The sequence below is a fragment of the Maribacter spongiicola genome, assembly GCF_052119685.1.
GTDB classification, from domain to species: Bacteria; Bacteroidota; Bacteroidia; order Flavobacteriales; family Flavobacteriaceae; genus Maribacter; species Maribacter spongiicola_A.
In genome coordinates, this window is record NZ_JBGQOO010000001.1 from 619,395 (window position 1) to 643,712 (window position 24,318).

Consider the following 24,318-nt stretch of genomic DNA (forward strand, 5'->3'; position numbering starts at 1 on the left):
AATAACATATTTAATGCGGAAGCAATAGGGCAATCTCCCTTAATGTTTCCGTATCAATTTGTACTTTTAACCTTTTACAATCAATATTCAAAAATGGCAGATCAAAAAAGACTCTTTTTGCTAGATGCATACGCACTAATTTTTCGTGGTTACTATGCACTTATAAAAAACCCAAGAATAAATTCCCAAGGCATGGATACTTCTGCTATAATGGGGTTCATGAATTCTTTATTCGATGTTATTCGTCGTGAAAAACCCGACCATTTAGCCGTTTGTTTTGATAAAGGAGGTAGTGCAGAACGTACAGATCTATTCCCAGAATATAAAGCCAACAGATCCGAAACTCCCGATGCCATTCGTATAGCGATTCCTTATATACAAGATATATTAAAGGCGATGCATATACCTGTAGTCGTCAAAGAAGGATGGGAAGCAGATGACATTATCGGTACTTTGGCGAAACAAGCCGAGAAAGAAGAGTACAAAGTTTTTATGGTTACGCCAGATAAGGATTTTGGACAATTAGTTTCTGAAAACATTTTTATGTACCGCCCAGCAAGAATGGGTAACGGAATTGAAATTTGGGGTATTCCTGAAATTCAAAAACGTTTTGGAGTGGTAAGGCCTGAGCAGGTTATTGACTATCTAGGCATGATGGGCGATGCTAGTGATAACATCCCTGGATTACCAGGCGTTGGTGACAAAACAGCAAAGAAATTTATTGAAGATTTTGATTCCATGGAAAATCTCTTTGCAAATACCGATAAGCTTAAAGGTAAAATGCGAGAAAAGGTAGAAGCCAATAAAGAGTTGGGACTTCTATCTAAAAAACTGGCGACAATTTGTTTAGATGTCGATGTTACATTTAACGCCAGCGATTATGAAATGTCTGAACCTAATGCCGAAGAAGTTCAGAAAATTTTCGAAGAGCTTGAGTTTAGAAGATTAAAAGATCAGTTTATAAAATTATTCTCTTCAGAAGTTGAAGAAACCCCAGTACAAACCCCAAGTGCACCTGTGGTAAAAAAAGAAATTCAAGATGCAGGATCTGGTCAGTTCTCTTTATTTGGGAGTCCCGCAGATTCTGGAGCTACGGTAAAAGACTACTCGAGCCGGCAGACCATTGCCGATGTAGCACACTCTTACCAAAGTGTAGCGCCAGGTATGGCAATGAAATTATTTCTAAAAAGCTTAATGCAGCAAACTTCTGTTTGTTTTGACACCGAAACTACAGGTTTAGATCCATTGACAGCAGAATTGGTTGGAATTGCTTTTTCCTGGGAAGCAACAAAAGGATATTACATACCTTTCACAGACAAGAAAGAAGAAGTACAAGTACTTTTAGAAGAGCTACGCCCATTCTTTGAAGCAGAGCAAATTGAAAAAATAGGTCAGAACCTCAAGTATGATATTAAGGTTTTAGACAAGTATAACATTGATGTAAAAGGACCTTTGTTCGATACCATGTTAGCACATTATCTAATTAATCCAGATATGCGTCATAATATGGATGTATTGGCAGAGACATATTTAAATTATACTCCCGTTTCCATCACTGAACTTATAGGTAAAAAAGGCAAGAATCAATTGAGCATGCGCGATGTTCCGCTAGAAAAACAAACGGAATATGCGGTAGAAGACGCCGATATCACCTATCAATTAGCACAACATTTTAGGCCAGAATTAAAACAGGCAAATACAGAAAAGTTATTTCAAGATATTGAAATTCCATTACTACGTGTATTGGCAGATATGGAGCTAGAAGGTATTAATTTGGATAAAGAATTCTTGAATTCACTTTCAGAAGATTTAAACAATGATATCGCTAATCTAGAAAAGAAAATCTACGAAGTTGCTGGTGAAGAATTCAATATTGGATCACCAAAACAATTAGGAGAGATACTTTTTGATAAACTAAAATTAGTAGCTAAGCCTAAAAAGACCAAAACAGGTCAGTACTCCACTGCAGAAGATGTATTATCGTATTTGGCCAAAGACCATGAAATCATTCAGAATGTATTGGATTATAGAGGTCTTGCAAAATTAAAGAGCACGTATGTAGATGCATTGCCAGAACAGGTAGAACCAACTACTGGCAGAGTACATACAGATTATATGCAAACTGTTGCCGCAACAGGTCGTTTAAGCAGTAACAATCCTAATCTACAAAACATTCCTATTAGAACGGAACGTGGGCGACAAGTTAGAAAAGCGTTTATTCCACGTGATGAGAATTACACTTTGTTAGCGGCAGATTATTCACAAATAGAGCTGCGTATTATTGCAGCGTTAAGTGAAGAAACTACCATGATAGAAGCTTTCAAAAATGGTGAAGATATTCATGCCTCTACAGCATCAAAAGTTTTCAATGTCCCATTAGAAGAAGTAACACGTGAGCAACGTAGTAATGCAAAAACGGTAAACTTTGGTATTATCTATGGTGTTTCTGCTTTTGGTTTAAGCAACCAAACGGATTTATCTAGAAGCGAAGCAAAAGAATTAATAGACACCTATTATAAAACATATCCGAAATTAAGAAACTATATGAGCGAGCAAGTAGATTTTGCACGTGACAATGGCTATGTACAAACCGTACTAGGAAGAAGGAGGTATTTAAAAGATATTAATGGTAGTAATGCTATAGTACGTGGAGCTGCGGAACGAAATGCCGTAAATGCACCCATACAAGGTAGTGCGGCAGATATCATAAAAATCGCCATGATCAATATTCACAACAAACTAGAAAAAGGCAATTACAAATCTAAAATGTTATTGCAAGTACATGATGAATTGGTATTCGATATCTACAAGCCAGAATTGGAAGAATTGCAAACTCTCATTAAATCTGAAATGGAAAATGCGTATAAAATTGCAGTTCCTTTAGATGTTGAAGTAGGTGTTGGCGATAACTGGTTGGTGGCTCACTAATTAACAAACAATTGCATCTTCACATTAATAATTATGTAAGCAGTATTATATCGAATAATATTGCTTTTATATACTTATGTCTATTATTTTAGCGTTTATTAAAACGCTAAATCAGACTTATGCTTAAAAACTACTCGAAGCTACTTTTAGTAGCATCCATATTATTTTTCTTTAATGGGTTTTCACAAACAAACTATTTAACGAACTCTAGTTTTGAAAATTGGTCTGGCAGTCCAGAATCATTGGATAATTGGGTTATTACTAATGCAAATAGCATAAATAAAAGTAGCGATGCTACAGATGGCAATTTTGCACTAGAATTAGGTTTAAATAATACATTAGCAAACCAAACCACACTAAGTACTTGGAATGCCAGTGCTATTAATTTAGCTTCTAATTCTAATCACACCTTCTCTTTCGATTACAAGGTTAGTACAGAAGCCGGTAATAATCTAAGTGCCTATCTAGATATAGTTAAAGACGAAGGAAGTTATACCATTCAATATATCCATGAATTTATTCCTTTAGAAAGTGACGGAGCTTGGCATACCTATACTTTTGATTTTGATACGGATACTGAAGAAGATTATGCGTTTGAGTTAATGTTTAGAGCCAACACAAGTCCTGCAAGCTCAATAATAGTAGACAATTTAAAAGTTTTGGGTGACGACACAACTACCAATCTTGACCGCGATGCTTTAATTGCACTATACAATGCTACGGACGGCGACAATTGGACCATTTCTTGGGACTTAAATGCAGATATCAGCACTTGGGCAGGAATAACATTAAATACAGAAGGTAGGGTAAGAACTCTAATTTTAGATAGTCGTAATTTAACAGGAGAAATTCCAAATGAAATTGGCAATCTTACAGAACTAGAATGGATAGACCTTGGGCGAAATAACCTTATAGGGGAAATTCCCGAACAATTCGGAAATTTGTTAAAATTAGAAAGACTAAATCTCCGCACAAATCAATTAACGGGAAATGTTCCTAGTGAATTAGGCAATATATCAAATTTAGAAATTTTACTTCTAAATTCTAACAATCTTACTGGTGCACTACCAATAGACCTTGGTAATTTAAGCTCAATTCAACAAATGGATTTTACCTTAAATCAATTATCTGGTCCCATACCAGTATTCTTAGGGAATTTAACCTCATTGACCTATTTAAGTCTTTACGGCAATCAACTAGCAGGCACTATTCCACAAGAACTAGGTAACTTAACTAATCTTAAAAATTTAGTACTCGGGAATAATGATTTAAGCGGCGAAATACCATCTCAAATTTATAATCTTACCGAACTTTTAGAATTAAATATATTCTCTACAAACATTACAGGTACAATTCCACCAGAAATTGGCAACCTTACTAAATTAGTTTTTCTTAGGTTAGGTGATACGCAAATGTCAGGTAGTATACCGTCAGAAATTGGAAGTCTAACTCAATTAGAAGACCTTGCCTTGTTCCGTTCCAATTTTTCTGGACCATTACCACAAGAAATTGGCAACTTAACGAAACTTGAAAAATTAAGGTTGGATAACAATAATTTTTCTGGAAGTATCCCGTCAAGCATTGGAAATTTAACACTTCTAAAAGAGATTGGGTTGCGAGAAAACAATCTTTCTGGTAGTTTACCCTCTGAGATAGGTAATCTGACATCTTTAGAAAACTTCTATCTAACTAACAATCAAATAAGCGGAAGCATACCTGCAAGTATTGGCAACCTAAGTTCAATAAAAACTTTATGGTTTGGCAGCAACAATTTTTCTGGCTCCATTCCGCCCGAAATAGGAAACCTTACCCAACTAGAAATTTTAATACTAAACACCAATGAATTAACAGGCACCATACCTAGTGAAATAGGTAATATGAGTAATTTGAGTACTGCTGATTTTAGTAATAATACTATAACTGGAGGTATACCCGTAGAGATTGGAAATTTAGCAAAACTCACAGGCTTTAGATGTGAGAATTGCAGCTTATCTGGAAGCATACCCGTTTTCAGTTCAAGCCTATCGAAAAATGTGGTGCTTAAAAATAACAATCTAACCTTCAGTGATTTAGAAAATTCAGTTATTAATTCTACAAATACCTCATTTAATATACATCCGCAGCGTAATTTAAATAATGTGGATGAAATAGAATTAGAACTAGGTGATGAAACAAACTTAGCTGTTAGCGGCCTATCAAATTCTAACAATCAATTTCAATGGCGTAAGGATGGCACTAATTTAATTGGTGAAACAAATTCTACCTTATCTATACCTTCTTCTACGGTAAATGATATTGGGGTTTATGATTGTGTAATAACAAACCTAAATGTGCCAAGTTTGACATTGTATCGAAATTCGATAACGATAACGATTAATGGGGTTGATGGTGAAAGTGATGATGACAATGACGGCATTAAAAATTCTGAAGATTTTTGTCCAAATACTTCTCCTGGTACATCAGTGAACCAAAACGGCTGTACACAAAGCCAATTAGACGATGATAATGACGGTGTTAATAATACAAATGATATTTGTCCTGACACACCAACTGGCGAAGCTGTAAATACTCATGGATGCTCTCAGAGTCAATTAATAAGCAATGATGATGATAACGACGGAGTGCCTAATGATATTGATGTTTGCAAGAATACACCTATCGGTGCAGTAACTGGTGCTACTGGTTGTAGCTATCAAGACATTTTAGTACCAAAACCAGATGATATTATTGCAAAAGCTACAAGTACTTCTTGCCCTGACACAGCTAACGGTATACTTAATGTTCAATTTAAAGTTAATCAAACACATATATTAGCGATTACGGGTCCTAATAATTTTTCTGCTAATTACACGCAACCAAACGGAAGCACACTAGAGATTACAAATCTTGAACCAGGGACATATACCATTGTTGCTAATTCAGAGATTGGTCGATTAGTTGGCGCCCCAAATGTTGAATTTAGTCTAAACATAGAAACTCCCGAAGAATTTATTTCTGGTAAAACCGTAATAGACTACACTGCCAAAAAAGCAAGTGTTGTGGTTTCTGGAAGTAAAAATTACGAGGTTTTAGTGAATGATAAGGTATATTCCTTTGAAGTTGATAATATTGACAATAAGCAATTATCATTTCCGCTTGATAAAGGAGCTAATGTTATTTCTATAGAAACCGATAAAATTTGCCAAGGTGTTTTTAATGATAGTATTGTACTCAGTAAAGCTATTTTATCTCCGAATCCAATAGTAGACATGTTACGAGTTGAAGGTTTGGACATGATAACCGATGCTCAAATAATTGTATCAAACTTAAGCGGAGTTACATCATTACAAGAAAACTATCAAATAAACTACGGCACATTAGAAATGGATATTTCTAACCTTTCTCCTGGCGTCTACATGTTAACTATTGTAGATGGAGATAAAGAAATCAATTTAAAATTTGTAAAAAAATGAGATTAGCTATAAAATTAATTTTAATGGGATTACTAGTTGCGTCATGCGGCGGTAAGGATGACAATAACAACAATCCACCAGAGGAAACAGAAAAAGAACTGGGCGCTTTCAATCTTGTATTTCCTGAGAACAATTTAATATGCACTGAAGGGGAAGACAATGGTACCGACGGGGTAAGCATAGAATTTCAATGGTCGGGATCTACAAATGCTACATCGTATGAAGTAAAAATTACCAATCAAGAAACCAATTCTACCGACACAAGAACCGTAACCACAACATCCCTTGCTGTAGGTTTGCCTAAAGGCACACAGTTTTCATGGGCAGTAACCGCTATTTTGGGTTCGAAAACGCTGGTAAGTGATTCTTGGAACTTTTATTCGGAAGGTACGAGTACAGAGAATTTTGCACCGTTTCCTGCAGAAATCGGTGTTTCAGATAATGGTAACGGTACCGTAACCGCTTCTTGGTTAGGTGAAGATTTAGATGACGACTTAGAAAATTATGATGTATATATTGGATCGGGCGAAACTTTAGAATTGATATTAGAAAATACAACACTGCTAAACACCACCTATAACATTACAGCTGGTCAACAGTATGTAATTAAAGTTATTTCAAAAGACAGTAACAACAATTCATCTACCAGCGAAACATCCTTTTCTTTTTAGAAAGTTAAAGTTTATTTAAAAGGAGACGAAAACGTATTTTTAAAACGTTAGCATATAGCGTACTTCTACAATGAGGTACGCTATATTTTATGAAACACCTTTTTCTTATATCACTTTTCATCATTTGTAGCGCAACGAGTTTGTGCGCTCAAGATGCAGAAAGTACTGTAAAAGTGTTTCCTAACCCTGCAACGAATGTCATTAATGTCTTAGGACTCAAAAATGATTCGAATGCCGCTATAAGCATTAGAGATAGCTACGGAACCCTAATTATCTACCACCAGTGGGATATTAAAAGAAACTCGCTTAACATACCCGTTTTTAATCTTGAAAAAGGCTTGTACATGATTACCATACAATCTGAACATCAAAATGTAAAAGCTAAATTTTATAAGCAATAAAAAACCCTCACAATAAATGTAAGGGTGAATTCTTTGAATATAATTTAAGCTTGTTTATCGCTTCACAAAAATCAATTGTCCGTCTTCAGAGAAATTAGGAATATCAAGATCTGCTGCATCAACAGTCATAACATTTCCTTCAATGGTTACGCCAATAACTAACTCTTCGCCATTTTCATCAATCGTAGTTACCGTTTTTCCGTCAAAGACATAGGTACTTTCATTTGTATCTGTCTCTGTTGGGCAAGGTATATCTAAACCATCTGCCGTAGCATTAACTTCTACATAATTAGCAGAATTAGAAGCTGTAGCACTTAGATCCTCATTAAATTGTAATGTAATAATATAGCAATCTTTATTAGATAGGAAATCTAAAATTTGTTTCCCAAACTTAACGTCATCACTAGCGGTTTCATTATCGATTATAAGTTCAGTAGCCTCCCAAGTGCCTAAAATAGCAGTGCTATTAATTTCGTCTTCAGATGTGGAATCTTCTTTGTCTGAGCTACAAGATACTAAGGCGAATGCCATTGCTAGACTAAGTAAAATATGTTTATACATTATTTTAGTTTTTTTGTTGTACACCCATAAAAACGAACAAATCAACTTATTATTTCATTTCTAATCAAACAGTGATCTTTAAAAAACAAGTACTTACAGTATAAACCGATACGTTGCTTTCAATAAAAACGTATTATCTTTCTTCTGACCCAAAATTTGTTGATCTAAATTTCTACCTAATGTTTCACTAGGGTTACCTGCCCCTACTACACCTTGCGACCAAACCAAAAAGATTTCTGACCCAGGCACATATTCCCATCTTAAAACTAAGTTCGATCTAAATTGAACATATGAAAAATCTGGATTCTCAATCTGATAATCGACAGTTCCATCAAAATCTTCATCAATCAAATAATTATCAGTACTAGCAGATTGCGAAATTTGATTATCTGAAAATAAGCTTACTCGTTCATTCAGTTTCTCTGCAATAGGATTATTTACATAATTAAAATCGGTATATGTACCTCTGGAAATAAATGGTTCGCCATAATACTGAATAGATAAATTCGGGTTTATACTATAATTAAAACGGATGGATGTGCTAAACGTTTTTTGATCAATATTACCGGTAATATATCTCGCATCGTCATTAAAATTGGTTTCGGTAACGTACTGCGTCTTATTCGGATTCTCTTCAAATTCTGATGAAATAGACAGGTTAAAAGCATCAAAAGGTTGATAGTACAATCTAAAAACATAACGCGCTAACGAGAAGTTATTTTCTGCTGCTTGACTATTTACATAACCTAGGGTAAAACTTAATTTCTTTCTACTATCAGAACCAAAGAATAGATACGCAAAATTTTCGTCGGACCAGCGCCAGCGTGGTCCGCCACGAAGTACCGTATTTGAAAATATTCGAGGTTTATGGGCAGCACCTACTTCTGTCCACCAATTATTCTTATAATTTATAAAGCCTTCAAACTGATATTGTATTCTATTGTAATTACCCTCAAAATCATATGTAGAATACTGACTTAATTGCATATTAGCTCTTCTATAAAAATTAGTAGGTTTTATAAATAGTCTACTTAAAGATGCAGTTTGTTTTATCTCATCTGCCTGTCTTAAAAATCCGATATCGTTCAGTTCCAACTCGGGTGATCGCCAAATGACCCCGCCATCATATCTCCAATTTCCACCACCAGCTTTGCCTATTTCTATTTTACCCCCAGTACCAGTTAATGATGTTCTATTAGTATCAACAGAAACATGGCCCGCATCTACTCTTTGAAATAAATGGGTAATGCTAGTTTGTGTTCTCGTTATTGCTTCTTCACTACCTGTAACGTGGCTACCGACCACATTACCTTCAACATAATAATTTCTATTCTTCCAATTATGCTTAAAATCTAAACCACCAGTATACGCTCCACTTCTTAAAAACTCAAGATTTTCGGGTAAATTTCTATTGGTGGCAGTAAATATTCCGCCAACGAAAGAATTCCGTTCATTAAAATCTTTTTGCACCCTACCCACTATATAGTTGGTTAAAGGCTCTACTAGTTCTGATCTTTTATTACCAGAAACATCTTCAATATCCGCATACATTTTACCGGTAACACTTTCTAACAGCCCCAAAGACCATCCGTTTTTTGTCTTACCAGAAAATTTTGCGGCGCCCAGAATGGTAGAATTGGTCGGTTGATCAACAAACTCGTCTTGCGTAACATCGGCAAACCCTTGCGGACTTCTACCTATTCTTCTGCTATAAAAAACATTGTCGTTACCATCGGCAAACTCGTAGTCGAATATATTTTTATTTTCAATAAAGAATGGTCTTCGTTCTTCGAAAAATATTTGAAATCCGTCTAAAGCGATTGCTCCCGGATCAGCATCTACTTGACCGAAATCTGGATTCACCGTTAAATCCAACGTCAAATCATTAGTCAATCCGATTTTAGCATCTAAACCTGCATTTAAAATATAATCTTTACCATCTCGAAAAGGGTTACCTTCTTGAGCAGGGTACTTATCGAACTGATTTACTACAAACGGCTGAATCTCTAATTGTTTTTGAGGCTCAATATTCTTTAAACCTGTTAACTTACCAAATTCACTAACCCAACCCGGCGCTTCTAAAGAAATGGGCTGCCAAATAGAGCGTTCTTCGCCTCTAAAATATCGTCTATGAATTTGAAGTCCCCATAATTGTTCTTCAGCAGCACCAAACTTTAATTGACTGAACGGAATTTTCATTTCTGCGGTCCATCCTTCTTCATCAATATTAGCTGCAGTGTACCAAATGGGGTTCCAGCTGGCATCCCAAAAATCACCATTCTGAGAAATAAATTCATCACCCTTTACGCCCGCTGCTGAAACATTAAAAGAAAAACCTGTGCGCTTATCATTGTAACTGTCAATATTAACTTCTATCCAATCGCCAGAAAAATTATCTCTACGCGCAAGTCGTTGTTCTATTTTCTCGGGTATACTATCGAAACAACGAATACCCACATATAAAAACTTCGCATCATAGGTTATTTTAAATTTTGTGCGTTGACTTGCTTTTTCGCCATTATTTGGTTCAAAAACAGTAAAATCATCTTGCCAAGCCACATTTTCCCAACTAATCTCAGACAGAATACCGTCAATAGTAATTTCTTCCCCTACCGGAAGTTGCATGGTATTGTATTCCCTTTGTACCTTTACCGAATCTTTTTGAGCAATTACAGTAGTGGTTAACAAAAGAAATAAGATACTTTTGATCAAGTATTTATTCATAATAGTTCGCTGTTCGATTGATTGTTTTATAAATGAAGTGACGGCAAAAAAATAGTATTGTTACAGAAATACCAATAAAACCGATAAGTTTAACAGTATCTCTATTTACATTACGCAGTTAGAAATTACATTTATTTAAAAAATGTAAAAAATAAAGAAACAAGTATTTGCAATTCAAGTTAATAATCGTAGATTTGCAGCCCCTTTCTAGGGATTGATTAAAATAATAGTTAAAAATAGCAGTAGTGGATACATTAAGTTATAAGACCGTTTCGGCCAACAGAACAACTGTCAACAAAGAGTGGTTATTGGTAGATGCCGAAGGAGAAACATTAGGACGCATGGCTTCTAAAGTCGCCTATTTGTTAAGAGGAAAGCATAAACCAAGTTTCACCCCTCACGTAGATTGTGGTGATAATGTTGTTATTATCAACGCAGAGAAAATTGTTCTTTCTGGAAACAAGTGGTCTGATAAAACCTACTTGAGATATACTGGCTACCCAGGTGGTCAACGTTCTACTACCGTAAAACAATTATTGGATAAAAATCCAGAAGGTATTCTTGAAAAAGCGATCAAAGGTATGTTACCTAAGAACAGACTAGGTGCTGAGCTTTTTAGAAACCTAAAAGTTTATGCAGGTACAGAGCACGGTCAGGAAGCTCAAAAGCCTACTGTTGTTAATTTAAAAGACGTTAAATAAGATGGAAGTAATTCATAAAATTGGTCGTAGAAAGACCGCTGTAGCGAGAGTTTATCTTTCTGATGGTAATGGTGATATCACTATTAACAATAAAGATTTGAGTGTATACTTTCCAACTGCAACACTTCAATATAAAGTAAAACAACCTTTCACATTAACCGAAAGCTTAGATACATACAACGTAAAAGTAAATGTTTACGGTGGTGGTATTACTGGTCAAGCAGAGGCTATTCGTCTTGCTTTATCTAGAGCAATGTGTGAGATTGATGCTGAGAACAGAATTATCTTAAAGCCAGAAGGTCTTTTAACTAGAGATCCAAGAATGGTTGAACGTAAGAAATTCGGTCAGAAGAAAGCACGTAAAAAATTCCAATTCTCGAAACGTTAATTCGAGTTACAAGATTATCAGGCACCCTTTTTGGGTGCCTATTTTTATATTTTATCAAACTGGAAAATCCAGAGTATTAACAAGTTCATTGAAAGTCCTTTTGGGGACAATTAAAAATCCTTTAATCACTTTAAAATTAAAGGTAAGATTAGTTTAGCATCTAAATGGTGAAGGCTTTTGCTTATGCAAATACCACTTTATCATTGCTAATTCATAAGAACGTAAACTAAATTTAAAATGGCGAGAGTCGAAGTAAAACAATTATTAGAAGCAGGTGTACATTTTGGTCACCTAACAAGAAAGTGGAATCCGAACATGGCTCCTTACATCTACATGGAGCGTAATGGTATTCACGTAATCAACCTTTACAAAACAGTTGCAAAATTAGACGAGACCAATGAGGCTCTTAGCAAAATTGCAGCATCAGGTAGAAAGATACTTTTCGTAGCTACCAAAAAACAAGCAAAAGATATCGTTGCTGAAAAAGCTGCAGCAGTAAACATGCCTTACATCACAGAAAGATGGCCAGGTGGTATGTTAACAAACTTCGTTACTATTCGTAAAGCTGTTAAGAAAATGGCTTCTATCGATCGTATGAAAAAAGACGGTACTTTCCTTACCCTTTCTAAAAAAGAAAGATTACAAGTTGACCGTTTACGTGCAAAATTAGAAAAGAACTTAGGTTCTATTTCTGAAATGACACGTTTACCAGGTGCATTGTTCATCGTTGATACAATGAGAGAGCACATTGCAGTTAAAGAAGCTCAAAAATTAAACATTCCTATTTTCGCAATGGTCGATACCAACTGTGACCCTAGAGATGTAGATTACCTTATACCTTCTAATGATGATGCTTCTAAGTCTATTGACATCATTATGACAGAGGTTACCAATGCAGTTGCTGAAGGTCTTGCTGATCGTAAGGCTGAAAAAGGTGATGCACCAGAAGGTAAATCAGAGAAAAAAGACAAAGCTCCAAAGAAAAAATTAACAGCTGAAAAGCCAGAACCAACTCCAGCAAAAGTTGATACTAAACCAGCACCAATGGTTGATAATGTCCCAAACGTTGAGGTAAATGTTGAAGCTACCAAAGAAGCTGTTGCTAAAGATGCAAAAGCTGACGATTTAACAAAAGTTGAAGGTATCGGACCAAAAGCTGCTGAAGCATTAGTTGCTGCAGGTATTGCTACTTTCGCTGACCTTTCTAAAGGAGATGCTGATAAGATTAAAGAAATCTTAACTGAAGCAAGTTCTAGAATGGCACATTTAGATCCAACATCATGGCCAAAGCAAGCTAAAATGGCTGCAGATGGTAAATGGGACGAGCTTAAAGAGTGGCAAGACAACACCAAAGGTGGTGTAGAATAAGGTACTACAGTTTTAAAATAAATCTAAGAACAACCTCGTAAAACAGGTATACTAAAAGTAAAATAAAATGGCAAAGATTACAGCCGCAGAAGTTAACAGATTAAGAAAGACTACTGGTGCAGGAATGATGGATTGCAAAAACGCATTAGTTGAGGCTGATGGCGATTTTGAAATTGCAATCGAAGTTCTTCGTAAAAAAGGTCAGAAAGTTGCAGCAAAAAGAGCCGACAGAGATTCTTCTGAAGGTGCAGCAATCGCAAAAGTAAATAGTGATAACACTAAAGGTGTTATTATCTCTTTGAACTGTGAAACAGATTTCGTTGCTAAAAACGAAACTTTTGTAACACTAGCTACAGAATTAGCAGACCTAGCAATCAATTTTGATTCTAAAGATGCATTCTTAGCTGCTGACTACAAAGGAATGACAGTTCAAGAAAAACTTACTGAGCAAACTGGTGTTATTGGTGAGAAAATCGAAATAGGTGGTTATGAAACATTAAGCGCTCCTTTCGTTGGATCATACATTCACGCAGGAAATAAAATAGCTGTTCTAACAGGACTTTCAGCTGTCGTAGCCGGTGCTGATGAAGTTGCTAAAGATGTTTCTATGCAAGCTGCTGCAATGAACCCTGTAGCTTTAAACGAAGCTGGTGTGGATCAATCAATTATTGACAAAGAGATCGAAATTGCAAAAGATGTATTACGTCAAGAAGGTAAGCCAGAAGCAATGCTTGATAATATTGCTAAAGGTAAATTAAATCGCTTCTTTAAAGATAATACCTTGGTTAACCAAGATTTCATTAAAGATAGCAAACAAAGTGTTGCTCAATACGTAAAGTCAGTAGACTCTAGCTTAGAGGTTGTTGGTTTCAAAAGAGTTGCATTAGGTTAATTACAATTCAACTAACTCAATAAAAAACCGTCTTACTGTAAAAAGTAGACGGTTTTTTTATTGTTATAAATTAAAGAACAACTCTAATTCTTCAACCAGGCATTGCGCAACTTATCAGCTGCTTCGTTTACACCTTCTAAAGCTACTATTTTCTTAACCTTTTTTACAGGCTGACCAACAGTACCTTCTACTGAAATCATTTCACCATCTCTTTCTACAGTCATAGTAATTGGTGTTTCTGGTGTCCACCCAAAACTTTCACCTATAACTGGGCGCAAACTTTCTAAGTTTATCTCTTGCCCATTAATCACCCTAAAAATATCACCACCTTTTAATTTTAAATTATTGAAAAATGAATTCAATTCTATATTTTTTCTAATATAGACTACACTGTCGTTTTGTACATCAACATCCATATAAGGTACTTGTCCGTCAAAAAAGTATCCGGTAGGCTCTTCAACATCTTGTGTTGCTAAACCAACCTTTTTAAAATAATCATCATAATAAATTGGTGTTTCACCAATTACGTGTGTATTAAAAAACTCACCCACTTCTGGGTAGGTCATTGCAACTATTTCATTTAACAAAGCATTATCTTCAAAAGGTACATCGGCACCATATTTCTTTGACAATTCTTTCAATAGCCAAAGCATACTTTTTTCACCATTACTTTTTTCTCGTAATATTATATCAATACACATATTAATAAGTGCACCTTTCTCATATACATTAGCGTAATTTGGCTCATAAGGCTGATTCAATATATTCTTGCTCATTACCGTAAATGACATACTATCATCATAGAATAAAGAATTATTTATTTTAGTAAGCATACGCTCATAAAATTCTTCTTCAGAAATAAGACCCTGTTGAATTTGAAAAAGGTTGGCAAAATATTCAGTTGTACCCTCATACATCCACAAATGTTCAGACATTTTCGGATTGTTAAAATCGAAATATTGAATTTCTTTTGAATGCACCGATAGTGGTGTTACAATATGAAAAAATTCGTGCGATACCACATCTACCATTGCTTGTTCAAGACGACCAAGATCCATTGCTTCTGGCAACACTACAACAGTAGAAGTATGATGTTCTAAAGCACCGAAACCTTGAGCATCTGGTATATTAACATCAGACAGGTATAATAATATGTTATATTCTTTTGTACTATCTACATCACCCAAAAACCTTTTTTGAGCACCCATCATAGACACCATTTTTTCTTTCAAATCAGCAGCCTTGTATACATTATTAGGAGAAAAAAGACTTAACGTTACCATTATTCCATTAATCTCAAAAATCTCAGTATTAGGCTTCGCATACATAATAGGGTTATCAATAACCTCAAAATATCGCTTAGCTATAAAACCATCCCACAGAGGATCTGGTTTTCTATTTGGCTCTTTAGAAAGTGTAGTAGTCGCAATTAAATTTGCGGGTTTTTTAATCAAAATTGAATAAGGCACTTCTTTAAATCCATCAAAATAACCAACGAATCCGTGTAGGTTAAGCATGAAATTACTACCGGCAGCAATATTTGTCCCTGCAGGAGAAAATACTGCATCATCAACTTCATTCTCGGTATCATAGGTATCATTTACCCAATATTGAACTTTATCAAGTTGAGTTCCATTGTCAATACTCCAAGAATTCTCATCAATTTTTGTAAACTGTAGCAGATTTCCTTTATAATCAAGAGCCTTAAAATCTTGAATATACTGTCCGTAATTATCAGAACTATAGGTTCCGGGCACTGTCTTCGGAATACTAAAAATAACGGTAGATGTGGTAAAAGCCCCAGGGTTCAAATCGACCTGAACTCTATCATCTACTACATTCACCAAATCTATAGCCGCAACTATCGGCGCATTCTCGACCGAAACTAAAGCTTTACCAGCACCACAGGCACTTAATATCAAAGCGATAACAATAACTAATACATTTTTTTTCATAAAAAACTTCATATGTGCATTTTTAAAAATAATGGTTACCAAAGATAGAGAATATGTAACCACCCAAACTTATAGAATTATGTTTTGCTTGTTTAAAATTTGACCACGCCCATCAAAAATTTTCATTATTTTTGGTGGCAAATAAATATTTAGATGCACTACAAAAGAATTCTTCTTAAATTAAGCGGTGAAGCCTTAATGGGCGAAAAGCAATACGGTATAGATTCTAACCGTCTAAACGAATATGCCGAAGAGATAAAAGAAGTAGTAGAAAAAGGAATTGAGGTTGCCATAGTAATTGGCGGCGGAAACATTTTTAGAGGATTAGCCGGTGCCGCAACAGGTATGGACAGAGTACAAGGCGATCATATGGGAATGCTGGCTACCGTTATAAACGGATTAGCATTACAAAGTGCATTAGAAATGAACGGTGTACAAACAAGATTGCAATCTGCTATTAAAATCAACGAAGTAGCAGAGCCTTTTATTCGAAGACGTGCAATGAGGCATTTAGAGAAAGGAAGAGTAGTAATTTTTGGTGGTGGTACCGGTAACCCTTATTTCACTACCGATTCTGCAGCGGTTTTAAGAGCTATTGAGATTGAAGCTGATGTAATTCTTAAAGGTACTCGCGTTGATGGTATTTATACTGCAGACCCAGAAAAAGACAAAAGTGCAACGAAATTTGACACGATATCTTTTCAAGAAGTACTTACAAAAGGGTTAAAAGTAATGGACACTACGGCTTTTACCTTAAGTCAAGAAAACGAACTACCTATCGTAGTTTTTGATATGAACAAAAAAGGAAACTTACTGAAAATTGTTGACGGCCAAACTATTGGTACGACCGTAAACGTATAACTTTCGGTATAGTTTATGATATTGCGATAGCTATATACTTATTATATGAACGAAGAAGTACAATTTGTTTTAGACGCTACAAAAGAAGGCATGGATGCCGCTATAGCGCATTTAGAACGTGAATTTTTAAAAATTAGAGCCGGTAAAGCCAGCCCTGCAATGTTGTCATCTGTTATGGTTGACTATTATGGGTCGCAAACTCCGTTATCTCAGGTGGCCAATGTGAATACACCAGACGGTAGAACGATTTCTGTTCAACCATGGGAAAAGAACATGCTTCAAGAAATTGAAAAAGCGATTATGAATGCCAATCTAGGCTTCAACCCTATGAACAATGGCGATATGATCATTATCAACGTACCACCACTGACAGAAGAACGCAGAATTCAACTTACCAAACAGGCAAAGGCAGAATCTGAACATGCAAAAGTTGGTGTACGTAGTGCTAGACAAGATGCAAATAAAGAAATAAAAGATTTGGATATCTCTGAAGACCTTCAAAAGAATGCCACTGCAGATGTACAAGTTCTAACCGATGCTTATACTAAAAAAATCGATGACTTCTTGATGAAAAAAGAAGCAGAGATTATGAAAATATAGGTAACTTAAGTCAAAAATACGTAAGTAAAGCTACCCTATTCGGTAGCTTTATTTTATTGTATAAAATTTAAACTTTTCAATTTAGGAACAGATGTAGCTAATAGTTACCTTTGCCACCTGCAAAAACAGTTATGGTAGCTAAACTTACGAAAGGATTTTGGCCTAAAACGGCAAACATAATTCTCCGCAATAGAATCTTAATTTTACTATTGATTGCCGGTTTCACCATTTTCATGGGCTGGCAATGGCAATACATGCGATTTTCGAGCTCGCAAACAAACTTACTACCAGACGACCACCCCGTAAATCAGCAATACCAAGATTTTCTTAGCAAATTTGGCGAAGAGGGGAATGCCGTAGTATTTGCTATTCGTGATAGCGCCCTATTTACACCTGCAAATTTTAATCGTTGGAACAAGCTGAGCAAGCAACTTGCGGCTTTTCCTGAAGTAGAATTCGTTATTTCGACCGACAATCTTAAAGAATTGGTCAAAGACAATGAGTTACAACAGTTTAAAATGCGCCCCTTAATAAATGGAGAGCTAAAAACAAAAAAGGAAATAGATAGCATTACCAACCATTTATTTAACGACCTACCTTTTTACGACAATATTATTTATAATAAAGAAAGTAAAACAATACGTACTATAGTCAATTTAGACAAGGATATAGTAAATACTGCGGTCAGAAAAGACTTTATTCTACAAGATGTAAATAAACTCATCGAAAATTTTGAGGACGAAACCAATTTAGATGTTCACATATCTGGTATGCCCTATGTGAGAACCATGAACTCTCAAAACATTATTGATGAAATCGGTAAATTTATATTAGCTGCCCTAGGGGTGACTTCATTAATTTTCTTCTTTTTCTTTAGAAGTGTACGGGCAACGTTCATTTCAATGTGTGTGGTGATTATTGGAGTTATGTGGGCTTTTGGTTTTCTAGGGTTATTACAATACGAGATTACCGTACTAACTGCACTGATCCCTCCGTTAATTATTGTTATCGGTATACCAAATTGCATATTCTTAATTAATAAATACCAGCAAGAGGTTAAAAAACATGGTAATCAAGCACTTTCATTACAACGTGTAATTTCTAAAATTGGGAATGCCACTTTGATGACAAACATTACTACGGCTTCAGGTTTTGCTACATTTATTATTACTGATAGTACCCTTTTAAAAGAATTTGGTATTGTAGCCTCAATAAATATTATTGGGATTTTTGTTTTGTCGCTACTGATTATACCTATTGTATATAGCTTTATGCCACTGCCAAAAACAAAGCATTTAAAGCATTTGAACAAAAAATGGATCGATGCTTTTGTTCATTGGATGGAACGTATTGTACGACACCGAAGAATTACTGTTTACATAGTTTCAATTTCTCTGTTAGTAATTAGCATCATTGGTATTTACCAAATAAGAATTTCAGGAAGTCCTATAGAAGACATGCCTAAAAATGCAGATTTCTTTCATGATATTCGATTCTTTGAAAAAGAATTTAAAGGTATCATGCCTGTTGAAATAGTTGTGGATACTAAAACTCCGAAAGGTGTTTTAAAACCTGCAACCCTTAAGCGCATGAATCAGTTTAGTGAGGTCATCGAAGAGATTCCCGAACTTTCTACACCGGTATCCGTAGTTAATTTAGTAAAGTATTCAAAGCAGGCGTTTTATAATGGTATTCCTAAATACTACCAACTACCTACCAGTCAAGAGAATACTTTTATAATGGATGTTGCGCGTAAATCATCTGATAATGGAGATTTGCTAAAAGCTTTTGTTGACAGCACAGGGCAAACTGCAAGAATAACCACTTTCATGCGAGATGTTAACACTAGCCGAATGGAAGAAATCGAGACTCGTTTACTAGAGAACATCGATAAAATATTTCCTGCCGAACGTTATACCGTTTACATGACGGGTAGTGCCTTGTTATTCTTAAAAGGAACCAAATATCTAGTAAAAAACCTAATTATGTCACTTGCATTGGCGATTGCATTAATTGCTTTGTTCATGGCGTATTTATTCAGGTCTTTTAGAATGATTATTATTTCACTCATACCAAATTTACTACCGTTGGTTATAACGGCAGGTATTATGGGGTTTGTAGGCGTGCCCATTAAACCTTCTACTATTTTAGTATTCAGCATTGCCTTTGGTATATCGGTCGATGACACCATACACTTTCTCGCAAAGTATCGGCAAGAACTCACCGCTAATAACTGGCGCATAGAAAAATCAGTATATAATGCCCTAAGAGAAACAGGGGTTAGTATGTTCTACACCTCCATCGTTTTATTTTTCGGTTTTTCGGTATTTGTAATATCTAATTTTGGTGGCACAGTAGCCTTAGGTTCTTTAGTTTCTGCTACCTTATTGCTAGCAATGTTGGCCAACTTAATTTTATTGCCATCATTACTTTTATCTTTAGAAAAAAGTATTGCAAACAAGCAAACATTAAAAAAACCACAAATAGACATTTTACCACAAGATGAAAGTAATAACTAACTGAAATCATTTTGCCATGTTTATATAGCTTTATAAGCTCATTATTTTTTAACAAAATCCTATCTTTGGGTCTTTAATTTTCAATTCAACATCATGCGTTTAGCTACAATAAAAGAATTACTAGCAAGTAAAAACTTACTACAAGAAATAACTATAAAAGGTTGGGTACGTACTTTTAGAAGCAACAGATTTATTGCTCTTAATGATGGTTCAACTTTAGGCACTATTCAATGCGTGGTTGATTTTGAAAATTTCGACGAAGAATTATTAAAGAAAGTAAACACAGGTGCAGCTCTAAAAGTTACGGGTACTCTTGTTGAAAGTCAAGGTCGCGGACAATCTGTAGAGATCCAAGTTAGCGCTTTAGAAGTATTGGGTGTTGCAGATCCAGAAGAATATCCTATTCAACCAAAGAAACACTCTTTAGAGTTCCTAAGAGAAAAGGCACATTTAAGAATTAGAACTAACACTTTCGCAGCAATCATGCGTGTTAGGTCTACCCTAGCTTTTGCTATTCACAACTATTTTAGAGAAAACGGGTTCAACTATTTTCATGCACCTATTATCACTGGGTCTGATGCTGAGGGTGCAGGCGAAATGTTTCGTGTTACCACGTTAGATGAAAAAAATCCGCCATTGACAGAAGATGGTCATGTAAATTATAAAGAAGATTTCTTCGGAAAAGAAACAAACCTTACCGTATCTGGTCAGTTGGAGGCTGAGGCTTATGCCATGGCATTAGGTAAAGTATATACATTCGGACCAACATTTAGAGCCGAGAACTCTAACACCTCTAGACATTTAGCAGAGTTTTGGATGATCGAACCAGAAATGGCTTTCTTCGATTTAGATGCGAATATGGACCTTGCCGAAGATTTCATTAAAAATGTTATTTCATATACATTGACCCATTGTCAAGAAGATCTAGAGTTTTTAGAAAATAGATTGTTAGACGAAGAAAAAAGCAAACCCCAAGCACAACGCAGTGATATGGCGTTAATCGAAAAATTAAAATTTGTAGTAGACAACAACTTTAAAAGGGTAAGCTATACAGAAGCCATTGAAATTCTTAAAAATTGTAAGCCCAATAAAAAGAAGCAATTCACCTATCCTATTGAAGAATGGGGTACCGATTTACAAAGTGAGCATGAGCGTTACCTAGTAGAAAAGCATTTTAAATGTCCGGTAATCTTATTTGATTATCCTGCGAAAATTAAAGCGTTCTATATGCGTTTAAATGAAGATGGCAAAACTGTTAGGGCTATGGACATTTTATTTCCTGGTATTGGCGAAATCGTTGGTGGTTCTCAAAGAGAAGAGCGATTAGATGTCTTAAAAGAGAAAATCAAAGAATTGGGTATCGACGAAAAGGAATTATGGTGGTACTTAGATTTAAGAAAGTTTGGTACTGCAGAACATAGTGGGTTTGGACTAGGTTTTGAACGTTTAGTTCTTTTTGCAACTGGCATGGGTAACATTAGAGATGTAATTCCGTTTCCAAGAACACCACAGAATGCCGAATTCTAAGCGGATTTAGTTACTTTTACAAGTACTAGAATAAACTAATGCTGAAACAACACCTATCATTTAAATTATCTCAAAAGTTATCTCCACAGCAAATTCAATTGATGAAGCTGATTCAATTGCCCACGCAGGCATTTGAACAACGTCTGAAACAAGAATTAGAGGAGAATCCGGCTTTAGAGACCGGTAAAGAAGATTTAGAAACTACTTCTGACGACTATGATGATGTTTACGATGACGCATCAGATAATGAAACCATCAATACGGAAGACATCAATATTGATGATTATTTAAGTGATGACGAAATACCTGATTACCGTACCAAGGCAAATAACTATAGTTCAGATGATGAAGAAAAAAGCGTGCCTTATGCCGCAGGTATTTCTTTTAATCAATATTTAATAAATCAACTGAACACGTTTTATCTTACCGATGATGAGTGGAATATCGCCGAGTTTCTTGTTGGCAGTATAGACGAAAGTGGCTACATCCGTAGACCAATTACAGATATTATGGACGATTTGGCATTTACCCAAAACGTGTATACAGATGAAGCTACTATTACCAAAATACTATCTATCGTTCAAGATTTAGATCCACCTGGGGTCGGAGCTCGATCCTTAGAAGAGTGTTTAATTATTCAATTAGAGCGAAAAGATATTACACCAAGCATAGAACTTGCGACCGAAATACTTAAGAAGTCTTTCGAACACTTTACCAAAAAGCATTATCAAAAGTTAATTCAAAAACACAATATTACCGAAGCAGAATTAAAAAACGCTATTGGTGAAATAGAGAGATTGAACCCGAAACCAGGTGGTTCTTATTCTGGCAACAACAGAATGACAGAACATGTGGTGCCCGATTTCGCTATTAGAATTACCGAGGGAGAACTGGAACTAACCCTGAACGGCAGAAATGCACCAGAGCTGCATGTATCTAGAGAATATAGCAATATGCTTAAAGGCTACAAAGAAGCCAAAGACAAATCTAAATCTCAAAAAGATACTGTCATGTTCATTAAGCAGAAATTAGATGCTGCAAAGTGGTTTATAGATGCCATAAGACAACGCCAGCAAACGTTGTTCATTACAATGAACTCTATAATGCAATATCAAAAAGAATATTTTTTAACTGGTGATGAGCGTAATTTACGCCCTATGATCCTGAAAGATATAGCTGATGAAATAGGTATGGATGTTTCAACCGTATCTAGGGTGGCAAATAGTAAATATGTAGATACACCTTACGGCACAAAGTTGATAAAAGAGTATTTCTCAGAATCGATGAAAAACGAACAAGGTGAAGATGTCTCGACAAAAGAAATAAAGAAGATTTTAGAGACTGTTATACAGAACGAGACAAAAAAGAAGCCACTTACCGATGATAAACTGGCGGCTATTTTAAAAGAAAAAGGATATCCTATTGCTAGAAGAACCGTAGCAAAGTATAGAGAGCAGTTAAATATACCGGTTGCACGTATGAGAAAAGAAATCTAATGAAGGTTTTCTCTAATTTCATCTCTTATTTATTACACCCACTTTTTATGCCTATTGGCGGTACGGTCGCCTACTTTCTAATTACGCCAAAATATACGCCATTAGAAATACAAAGCGCCAGTATTTTACCCATTTTTATATTGACCGTTATTATACCAATTGTAACATTTCTAATATTAAAAAACTTGGGATTGGTACATTCCATTTCGTTAGAATCAGTTAAAGAAAGAAAATACCCTTTATATATACACGCTTCTATACTTCTACTAATCCTATATAAGGTTATTCCGAACAATTATGTAAGTGAGCTCTATTTTTACTTTACAGGGCTTTTAGGCGCCACTATCGCGTGTATTTTACTTGTAGTATTAAATTTTAAAACTAGTTTACATGCCGTAGGAGTAAGTGGGTTGCTTATGTACCTAATTAACCTAAGTATTCATTTTGAAATAAACCTTATAATTGCGATAAGCGTATTTATACTATTTACGGGGGGTATTATAAGTGCAAGATTAAATCTGAAGGCTCACACCCCACTAGAACTTGTTGTAGGACTTTTTATAGGCATATTATCGCAGCTACTAACCGTTAGATTCTGGTTATAAGATGTAAAAAATAAGACCTATTCGTAAAGGTCTATATTGTAGAACTTCACCATTGACAGAAGCATTACCATTAAACAGTTCGGTTAGCGCATAGTAAGCATGTAAATTAAATGTATTGTAACCAAAATTTAATGTTAGCCCGTATTGAAATCTAGTTAGGTCTGTATTTTTGAATCCTTCACTAATATCACCTAAGTCGTATTTTGACCTAGCACCTAAAACATAAGCAGCTTTAATACCACCATATACGCGCCAGAATTTATAATCTTCTGCAGTAGAATTTCGCCATCTAAACTCTAAAGGAAACTCTACTAGATGTGTCTCTAATTTACTTCTAGTTATATCATCATTGATACTATAAGAAATATCATCACCAGAAATATCGGCAACTAAGTTCGAATAATAACTATTTAAAGCTAAACCAGCACCAATACCTATAGCTTTAGTTCCCGTACGATTTAAGGGGATATCTTTAATGACCCCAGCTTGTAGACCGTATGATAAATTACGTTGGTTAGAGCCCACTGGGTGATTTAGTATAAAATTATATGAAAGACCTAAGTAGAACTGATCTTCAAAATAACGTGTATCACTAATACTGTCAGTTGCTACTTGAGCATTAGACTGAAATATGATTAAAAGAAATAGAATTACAAAACGCATAAAGTA

At 35.3% G+C, this 24,318-nt stretch carries 18 protein-coding genes; 14 read left to right on the forward strand and 4 right to left on the reverse strand.

Features of this window, described 5'->3' with window-relative positions:
- The first annotated feature begins 93 nt into the window (after positions 1-93).
- The 4 genes from polA to ACEN2N_RS02650 all read left to right on the forward strand — a co-directional run bounded on the left by polA (position 94) and on the right by ACEN2N_RS02650 (position 7,452).
- Entirely contained in the window at positions 94-2,928 is a 2,835-nt protein-coding gene (gene polA, locus ACEN2N_RS02635; RefSeq protein ID WP_441822854.1) for a DNA polymerase I, read from the forward strand.
- Between the two features lie 119 nt (positions 2,929-3,047).
- The gene (locus ACEN2N_RS02640) at positions 3,048-6,380 is read left to right on the forward strand and encodes a leucine-rich repeat domain-containing protein (RefSeq protein ID WP_441822855.1); all 3,333 of its coding nucleotides are present in this window, start codon (positions 3,048-3,050) and stop codon (positions 6,378-6,380) included.
- Positions 6,381-6,403: 23 nt separating this feature from the next.
- Positions 6,404-7,051 (forward strand): hypothetical protein, encoded by a 648-nt coding sequence (locus ACEN2N_RS02645; RefSeq protein WP_441822856.1) that lies wholly within the window; start codon positions 6,404-6,406, stop codon positions 7,049-7,051.
- A gap of 89 nt (positions 7,052-7,140) precedes the next feature.
- Positions 7,141-7,452, forward strand: a complete 312-nt coding sequence (locus ACEN2N_RS02650; RefSeq protein ID WP_441822857.1) for a T9SS type A sorting domain-containing protein — start codon at positions 7,141-7,143, stop codon at positions 7,450-7,452.
- Positions 7,453-7,506: 54 nt separating this feature from the next.
- Here the strand turns inward: ACEN2N_RS02650 and ACEN2N_RS02655 are convergent, their stop codons facing one another.
- Positions 7,507-8,013, reverse strand: a complete 507-nt coding sequence (locus ACEN2N_RS02655; protein ID WP_441822858.1) for a hypothetical protein — start codon at positions 8,011-8,013, stop codon at positions 7,507-7,509.
- Between the two features lie 93 nt (positions 8,014-8,106).
- Positions 8,107-10,737 (reverse strand): DUF5916 domain-containing protein, encoded by a 2,631-nt coding sequence (locus tag ACEN2N_RS02660; RefSeq protein ID WP_441822859.1) that lies wholly within the window; start codon positions 10,735-10,737, stop codon positions 8,107-8,109.
- A 245-nt stretch (positions 10,738-10,982) separates the two neighbouring features.
- Here ACEN2N_RS02660 and rplM point away from each other — a divergent pair, with 245 nt between their 5' ends.
- The 4 genes from rplM to tsf all read left to right on the forward strand — a co-directional run bounded on the left by rplM (position 10,983) and on the right by tsf (position 14,086).
- Positions 10,983-11,438, forward strand: a complete 456-nt coding sequence (rplM, locus tag ACEN2N_RS02665; protein ID WP_441822860.1) for a 50S ribosomal protein L13 — start codon at positions 10,983-10,985, stop codon at positions 11,436-11,438.
- A gap of 1 nt (position 11,439) precedes the next feature.
- Positions 11,440-11,826: a 30S ribosomal protein S9 gene (gene rpsI, locus ACEN2N_RS02670; RefSeq protein WP_291793191.1), complete on the forward strand. Its 387-nt coding sequence runs from the start codon at positions 11,440-11,442 to the stop codon at positions 11,824-11,826.
- Between the two features lie 237 nt (positions 11,827-12,063).
- On the forward strand, positions 12,064-13,194 hold the full coding sequence (gene rpsB / locus ACEN2N_RS02675) for a 30S ribosomal protein S2 (RefSeq protein WP_441822861.1): 1,131 nt from the start codon (positions 12,064-12,066) through the stop codon (positions 13,192-13,194).
- 67 nt (positions 13,195-13,261) lie between these two features.
- Positions 13,262-14,086, forward strand: a complete 825-nt coding sequence (gene tsf, locus ACEN2N_RS02680) for a translation elongation factor Ts (protein ID WP_441822862.1) — start codon at positions 13,262-13,264, stop codon at positions 14,084-14,086.
- A gap of 83 nt (positions 14,087-14,169) precedes the next feature.
- Here the strand turns inward: tsf and ACEN2N_RS02685 are convergent, their stop codons facing one another.
- Positions 14,170-16,041, reverse strand: a complete 1,872-nt coding sequence (locus tag ACEN2N_RS02685) for a M61 family metallopeptidase (RefSeq protein ID WP_441823126.1) — start codon at positions 16,039-16,041, stop codon at positions 14,170-14,172.
- A gap of 153 nt (positions 16,042-16,194) precedes the next feature.
- Here ACEN2N_RS02685 and pyrH point away from each other — a divergent pair, with 153 nt between their 5' ends.
- The 6 genes from pyrH to ACEN2N_RS02715 all read left to right on the forward strand — a co-directional run bounded on the left by pyrH (position 16,195) and on the right by ACEN2N_RS02715 (position 23,649).
- Positions 16,195-16,902, forward strand: coding sequence for a UMP kinase (pyrH, locus tag ACEN2N_RS02690; protein WP_423997671.1), 708 nt, complete (start codon positions 16,195-16,197; stop codon positions 16,900-16,902).
- A 45-nt stretch (positions 16,903-16,947) separates the two neighbouring features.
- Positions 16,948-17,502 (forward strand): ribosome recycling factor, encoded by a 555-nt coding sequence (frr, locus tag ACEN2N_RS02695; RefSeq protein ID WP_441822863.1) that lies wholly within the window; start codon positions 16,948-16,950, stop codon positions 17,500-17,502.
- A 131-nt stretch (positions 17,503-17,633) separates the two neighbouring features.
- The gene (locus tag ACEN2N_RS02700; RefSeq protein ID WP_441822864.1) at positions 17,634-20,021 is read left to right on the forward strand and encodes an efflux RND transporter permease subunit; all 2,388 of its coding nucleotides are present in this window, start codon (positions 17,634-17,636) and stop codon (positions 20,019-20,021) included.
- Positions 20,022-20,114: 93 nt separating this feature from the next.
- The gene (gene asnS, locus ACEN2N_RS02705; protein WP_441822865.1) at positions 20,115-21,548 is read left to right on the forward strand and encodes an asparagine--tRNA ligase; all 1,434 of its coding nucleotides are present in this window, start codon (positions 20,115-20,117) and stop codon (positions 21,546-21,548) included.
- Between the two features lie 38 nt (positions 21,549-21,586).
- Positions 21,587-23,044: an RNA polymerase factor sigma-54 gene (gene rpoN, locus ACEN2N_RS02710; RefSeq protein WP_441822866.1), complete on the forward strand. Its 1,458-nt coding sequence runs from the start codon at positions 21,587-21,589 to the stop codon at positions 23,042-23,044.
- On the forward strand, positions 23,044-23,649 hold the full coding sequence (locus tag ACEN2N_RS02715) for a hypothetical protein (protein ID WP_441822867.1): 606 nt from the start codon (positions 23,044-23,046) through the stop codon (positions 23,647-23,649). Before rpoN ends, ACEN2N_RS02715 begins: the two co-directional genes overlap by 1 nt.
- Here ACEN2N_RS02715 and ACEN2N_RS02720 read toward each other — a convergent pair.
- Entirely contained in the window at positions 23,644-24,312 is a 669-nt protein-coding gene (locus tag ACEN2N_RS02720) for a porin family protein (RefSeq protein ID WP_441822868.1), read from the reverse strand. The genes ACEN2N_RS02715 and ACEN2N_RS02720 overlap by 6 nt on opposite strands.
- Positions 24,313-24,318 lie beyond the last annotated feature (6 nt).

What these genes read in the sequence shown, in the direction of transcription:
- polA (WP_441822854.1), top strand. Translation starts at nt 94, where the DNA reads ATGGCAGATCAAAAAAGACTCTTTTTGCTAGATGCATACGCACTAATT.
- ACEN2N_RS02640 (WP_441822855.1), top strand. Translation starts at nt 3,048, where the DNA reads ATGCTTAAAAACTACTCGAAGCTACTTTTAGTAGCATCCATATTATTT.
- ACEN2N_RS02645 (WP_441822856.1), top strand. Translation starts at nt 6,404, where the DNA reads ATGGGATTACTAGTTGCGTCATGCGGCGGTAAGGATGACAATAACAAC.
- ACEN2N_RS02650 (WP_441822857.1), top strand. Translation starts at nt 7,141, where the DNA reads ATGAAACACCTTTTTCTTATATCACTTTTCATCATTTGTAGCGCAACG.
- ACEN2N_RS02655 (WP_441822858.1), bottom strand. Translation starts at nt 8,013, where the DNA reads ATGTATAAACATATTTTACTTAGTCTAGCAATGGCATTCGCCTTAGTA.
- ACEN2N_RS02660 (WP_441822859.1), bottom strand. Translation starts at nt 10,737, where the DNA reads ATGAATAAATACTTGATCAAAAGTATCTTATTTCTTTTGTTAACCACT.
- rpsI (WP_291793191.1), top strand. Translation starts at nt 11,440, where the DNA reads ATGGAAGTAATTCATAAAATTGGTCGTAGAAAGACCGCTGTAGCGAGA.
- rpsB (WP_441822861.1), top strand. Translation starts at nt 12,064, where the DNA reads ATGGCGAGAGTCGAAGTAAAACAATTATTAGAAGCAGGTGTACATTTT.
- tsf (WP_441822862.1), top strand. Translation starts at nt 13,262, where the DNA reads ATGGCAAAGATTACAGCCGCAGAAGTTAACAGATTAAGAAAGACTACT.
- ACEN2N_RS02685 (WP_441823126.1), bottom strand. Translation starts at nt 16,041, where the DNA reads ATGAAAAAAAATGTATTAGTTATTGTTATCGCTTTGATATTAAGTGCC.
- pyrH (WP_423997671.1), top strand. Translation starts at nt 16,195, where the DNA reads ATGCACTACAAAAGAATTCTTCTTAAATTAAGCGGTGAAGCCTTAATG.
- frr (WP_441822863.1), top strand. Translation starts at nt 16,948, where the DNA reads ATGAACGAAGAAGTACAATTTGTTTTAGACGCTACAAAAGAAGGCATG.
- ACEN2N_RS02700 (WP_441822864.1), top strand. Translation starts at nt 17,634, where the DNA reads ATGGTAGCTAAACTTACGAAAGGATTTTGGCCTAAAACGGCAAACATA.
- asnS (WP_441822865.1), top strand. Translation starts at nt 20,115, where the DNA reads ATGCGTTTAGCTACAATAAAAGAATTACTAGCAAGTAAAAACTTACTA.
- rpoN (WP_441822866.1), top strand. Translation starts at nt 21,587, where the DNA reads ATGCTGAAACAACACCTATCATTTAAATTATCTCAAAAGTTATCTCCA.
- ACEN2N_RS02715 (WP_441822867.1), top strand. Translation starts at nt 23,044, where the DNA reads ATGAAGGTTTTCTCTAATTTCATCTCTTATTTATTACACCCACTTTTT.
- ACEN2N_RS02720 (WP_441822868.1), bottom strand. Translation starts at nt 24,312, where the DNA reads ATGCGTTTTGTAATTCTATTTCTTTTAATCATATTTCAGTCTAATGCT.